At 35.0% G+C, this 5,448-nt stretch carries 2 protein-coding genes; both read left to right on the forward strand.

The features are described from left to right. Positions 1-945: 945 nt before the first annotated feature. Entirely contained in the window at positions 946-3,042 is a 2,097-nt protein-coding gene (locus RAO94_11475) for a FlgD immunoglobulin-like domain containing protein (GenBank protein MDP8322960.1), read from the forward strand. Positions 3,043-3,096: 54 nt separating this feature from the next. Beyond that, the gene (locus RAO94_11480) at positions 3,097-5,364 is read left to right on the forward strand and encodes a DUF1565 domain-containing protein (GenBank protein MDP8322961.1); all 2,268 of its coding nucleotides are present in this window, start codon (positions 3,097-3,099) and stop codon (positions 5,362-5,364) included. The last annotated feature ends 84 nt before the right edge of the window (positions 5,365-5,448 follow it).

The following is a 5,448-nucleotide window of genomic DNA, read 5'->3' on the forward strand; positions in this document are numbered from 1 at the left end:
GGTCTAAATGATGATTATTAAGATTAACTGTCAACTATATTATTAGCACTACATCTTCTGGAGCAATAAGATTAATTTCTGGGATATTTCGCCAGGCTCTGGGGCAGACACATGGGTCTGCCCCCAGATAGTTTATTAAACATTGAGATAAGAGGAAATACGAGGGTAGATGCATGATAATGATATAATATTATTACAAATAATTAACACCAACAGTATAAAAAATAATAAGCTAAATCCTGGTGGTGATTTAGTTCGTTTTGTTTGTAATTGTCTTGATGACCTGTAATGCATGAAAGCTATTCGGTGCTAAAAATATGTTTTTTATTTAACCACCCTCCTTCGCTTACGCTGCTAAAGCTACGGAGGGCAAGCGGACAACACGGAAAAATGTAGTGGAAGCTCATATTTTTTTTGTAGATGCAATTTATTTGTAGGAAATGGTGCTCATCTAATTGGCTTTTCTTTTATTGGGACAGCAAAATATTTTGAGATTTTTGGAACATTTATCAACGTAATTCTGATTGAATCGTTATGTAGTACATCTACCACTGGATGGTGTAAATTTAACTTGACATCAAATAAGCTGATGTTCCATATTTGAATTTGTTAATGAATACGTAAATATCTTAGAGGAGATATTGATTATGATTGCTTTCAGGTGCTGGTTAATGATTTTGCTAAGTGAGTATATATATATATATATACGGCGATCGGATTATACACAGCAGGGAGTTTGCAGTCGATCTATCTGGAAGATCGTTTTAAATTCGGCTGATGATAGGCTTCAATATTTTGAAGCCATCCTATTATAAAAATACCCTGAATACTGAATGATTATATTATTGAATTAAATATCATAAATAAAGTGCTGCCTGAGCACACAGAATGAACAGGCAGCTAATCAAATAAATGACTAATTACAACTTAAATAGGAGATATATAATGAGCAAGCTAAATCTTATTTTAGCAGTTATGATACTGCCACTGGTGCTTTTTAGCACAACAATAGAAGTACCCGGAGATTATTCAACTATCCAGGATGCAGTTGAAGCCAGTAGTGATGGAGATGTAATAGAGGTATCAGCGGGGACTTGGACAGAAAACGTAGAAATCGAAGATAAGGCTGTTACTTTACGTGGAGTAGGAGGAGTAAAAGAAACCATAATAGATGGAAGTGGAGATGATGGTAGTGTTGTTGCAATCATTAGTCAAACTAATTATGATGATGATTTTGTAATTGAAGGATTTACTCTCCGAGGAGGAAATGGGAGAGAAACTGTACATTCTGGTGGAGGAATATATTGTGAAGGAGAAAATGGAGTTTTTCGAAATTTGCTTATATTCGGGAATAATGTAACTGTAATCGGCAAAGGAGGTGGAATTTATATATCAGATAGTGAAACCTTGATTGAAAATTGCACTATTGCTAATAATTATGCTGAGATCAATGGAGGAGGATTATATCTGGATGATGACTGTACAATTACACTTCTAAATAGTATTGTGTATGAGAATACTATCGATAGTCCACCAGTTTATGAAAATATCTATATGGATGACAGTAGTAATTCAATTGATATTAACTATACTTTATTACATGAAGGAATTGATGATATAAATGCTAATGGTGGAACAATTACTTATTCAAATATCTCAGAAGATGATCCTTATTGGAGCACATATAATGATGAAAGGGATTTGAGATACTGCCTTATGGAAACAAGTTTTTGCATTGATTCTGGACATCCCAGCTCAGTGTACAATGATTCTGATGGCACAAGATGTGATCTTGGTGGTGTAGAGACATCAACCGATGTTAAATGTTGTGCGGGAGTTCACTGGAGCTGGGAAAGCTTTCCTAGAGTAGGTTCATCTGTAAACGATATATATGACACGGTAACCAATATACTTGATATGAGTGATCTGTATCCCATCTATAGTCCAGGTCCTGCATTACAGGTTTCAGCTAAAAATGCATATATATATGCTTATTACTCTTCAGGCTCATGGAACTCTAATCCAGCCCTTTATTCAATGGTTGGATATAAATTATACCGTGATGATGAAGAGGATTATTATATTCCTTTAGAAGGATACAGGTTGAGCAATACCTACCAGTTCAGTTTTACAGCCGATGTAGAAAATTGGCTGGGATACTGGATACCAGAAACCAGAAATATTGTGGATGCTTTTAATGATCTTTGGAGTCATGTGAAATCGATTAAGGCAGAGCGGTGGTATTATGAACGCCCCAGTGGAGGTTTTGGCACACCTTCCAGCAGTACAACCGGAAAAAATCTGGAATATGGAAAAATGTACATAGTTACTTTGGATATTACAACCACATATACCTGGGATCCACCTGGAGGTGGAGGTGAAACAAAGAGCATGGAAAAAGAAATACCAGAATATTTTACGTTTGATGATCAACCAGATTATCTGGCTATAGATGTTCTTGATATTCCCCAGGGTGTAGAAGAAATTGGAGTTTTCCAGGGAACAACCTGTATTGGAGCTTCTGTAGTTGATAGTTCTTCGGTTCAGATCCTGGCTTATATAGATCCTAATTTGAGGGATAATGATGATCTTTCTCTGCAATATGTATCAGGAGAATGTATGCGAAATTGCATTGAAACCTGCTGGATATATGATGAAAATATAGAAGAATTCAGAAAAGACATATTACATTTCCAAGGTCAGAAATATATTCTTTTGTCATTAGATGATGAATACCCAGAAATTAATAGTCCCATTCCAGGTATTCATTTGTATCAGAATTATCCTAATCCCTTTAATCCGGAAACTAATATCAGTTTCTATCTTGGATCAAATGCTCGAAATGCAGAATTGAATATATATAATATTCGTGGTCAAAAGATCAGAATCTTTGATCTGAATAACCATGAACCAGGTAAGGAACACACAATAGTGTGGGATGGCAGAAACGAAACAGGAAATAAAGTTAGCAGTGGAGTTTATTTCTATCAATTAAATAGTGATCAGGGATCAGTATCCCACAAAATGTTGATGATGAAGTAAGCTTTTAAGTACCTGCCCTGGTTTTTCAGGGCAGGTATTTTCATGGAGAATATAATGAGAATAATTTTAGTGATTTTATTATTACCTGTGTTTTTATCAGGAGTGCTGATTGAAGTAGCACAAGACGGCAGTGGAGATTACGCAAGTGTGAATGAAGCCATGGAAGTCTCAGAACCAGGAGATTCCATTCTTGTCAATCCAGGTATTTACTATGAAAATATTTATCTTGATCATGATATTAACCTTTTCAGTATGTATGCTATAACTGGAGATGAATCTTATATTAGTAATACCATACTTGATGGAAATGACGAGAATTGCGTAGTTTTTACTGAAAAGTACAATAATGAAAATTTTGAAGTCTTTTTTGCCGGATTTACGATCCAGAATGGATTTGCAAGGACCTTTCTGGGAGATGAATATCCTTCAGGTGCTGGGATATATGCGTGTGGAATTAATATTACAATTGATGGCTGCTTTATTACTGATAACTGTGCAGCCTGGGGAGGAGGAGTTTATATTGGTGTGGGTACTATGAACATGTCCAATACAATAATAACGGGAAATACTGGTTATTTTGAAATCGGTGGATTATTAATTGAAAACAGCGAATGTTATTTCAGTGAAGTAAATTTAAATGATATTTACTTGAATTATGGAGGAAAGATCAATGATATTTTTTATCTTTGTGAAGAAGGTGATACTTTAAATATACATCTTGATACTTTTACAGTTAATGAGTATGATAGTTATTTTGTGAAAAGTTTTTATGACCCTTATGTAGAAGATCCACAATATATCAATTTAATATGTGACAATTATGTAATAGAACATGAATCTGAGGATATTTTTGTTTCACCTATAGGAAGTAATAATAACAGTGGTTTATCAGTAGATGATCCATTAAGATCAGTCTGCTATGCCTTGGCATTATATAAGAGTGAAAACTCAGAAACTCATACAATTCATTTATCAGATGGTTATTATGGTAAATCAGCAAATGGTGAATATCTGCCATGGCAATTAAAAAGTAATTTAATCATAGAAGGTGAATCAGAAGAAAATACTATTATATCCACTGAAGGGAAAACGGGACATTTGAGAAGTAATGAAGGAATTGAAAATGCTACTGTTAGAAACATGACTCTCCAGGAAGGTAATATGTACAGTAATATTAAATTCCTTGATGTAGATGGAATTACTTTAGATCATATAACAGTAAGTAATATCAACTGGGTTGATACAATTGCCGACATACGGGGATGTCAGGCAGAATTAAAGAACCTAACCTTCAGGGATAATGTAACGGGTATGATATTGACATTATCACATTATTCCGATCAATATATGTTGTTAGAAAACATCTTGATCAGTGGAGTTTACCAGTGGTATGATCTTGCCTATCCCTGTGATGGAGTAAAAGCAATATCGACCATGTCTGATTCACCGTTGGAATATGCTCGTTTTGACTTAATTAACTGCAAATTCGTAGATATTTATACTGATAATTGTACTTATCCTATGACAGTAGGTCATGGTTGTTGTTTTTCCTTATTTTCAGATGTTAATATGGTAAACTGCTTAGTATCAAATTCCAGAGTTGATAATGATAGAGATCCTTGCCTTGAAGTATTGGATTCCAGGCTTAATATGGTCAACAGTATCATTTATAATGTGGATAATGAAGCTATTCTTTTAAATTATTATAGTATGATGATTCCCGAAGTAACGGTAAGTCATTCCCTGATACAGGATGGTGAAAATGGAGTTATCTATGGTTTGGGAATCCTTAACTGGCTGGACGGTAATCTGGATTGTGATCCCATGTTTGACATGAGTGAACCAAATCGGTATTCACTTCTGGAGGGCTCTCCCTGCATAGATGCAGGAACATTGAATCTGCCCGAAGGATTAGAGATGCCGGAATATGATCTGGCAGGCAATCCTAGAATTTCGGGAAACATGATAGATATGGGACCCTATGAATGGCAATATCCAGATTCCAATGATGAAAATGAGATAGCAGAGCTTGAAGAGAATATTATTATATATCCTAATCCGATTTCATTTAATATGCGAGATAGTAAAGTTAAGATATTGTGGATGGGAGAAAGTTCAGATGGTTTGAATATAGAAATATTTAATATTAAAGGGCAGCGCATTCGCACATTGAAAATTCAAAATTCACAATTAAAAATTGCCCAGGCTGCCTGGGATTTGTGTGATGATGCTGGTGAAATTGTGAGTAGCGGGGTATATTTTGTACGGGTGAAGGCTGGTGACAATTATATAGCTCAGAGTAAGGTGACGGTGGTTAAATAGTAATTAGTGAACAGGAAAACAAGTGAGAAGTGAGAAAGAAATGTAATGAGAAATTGAGCAACTAATAGCCTTCGCAAGCTTAAG

Origin of the sequence: Candidatus Stygibacter australis (genome assembly GCA_030765845.1) — a bacterium.
GTDB classification, from domain to species: Bacteria; Cloacimonadota; Cloacimonadia; order Cloacimonadales; family TCS61; genus Stygibacter; species Stygibacter australis.

Bases quoted from the DNA above. Each gene is read 5' to 3' on its own strand.
- RAO94_11480 (MDP8322961.1), top strand. From the start codon at position 3,097: ATGAGAATAATTTTAGTGATTTTATTATTACCTGTGTTTTTATCAGGA.
- RAO94_11475 (MDP8322960.1), top strand. From the start codon at position 946: ATGAGCAAGCTAAATCTTATTTTAGCAGTTATGATACTGCCACTGGTG.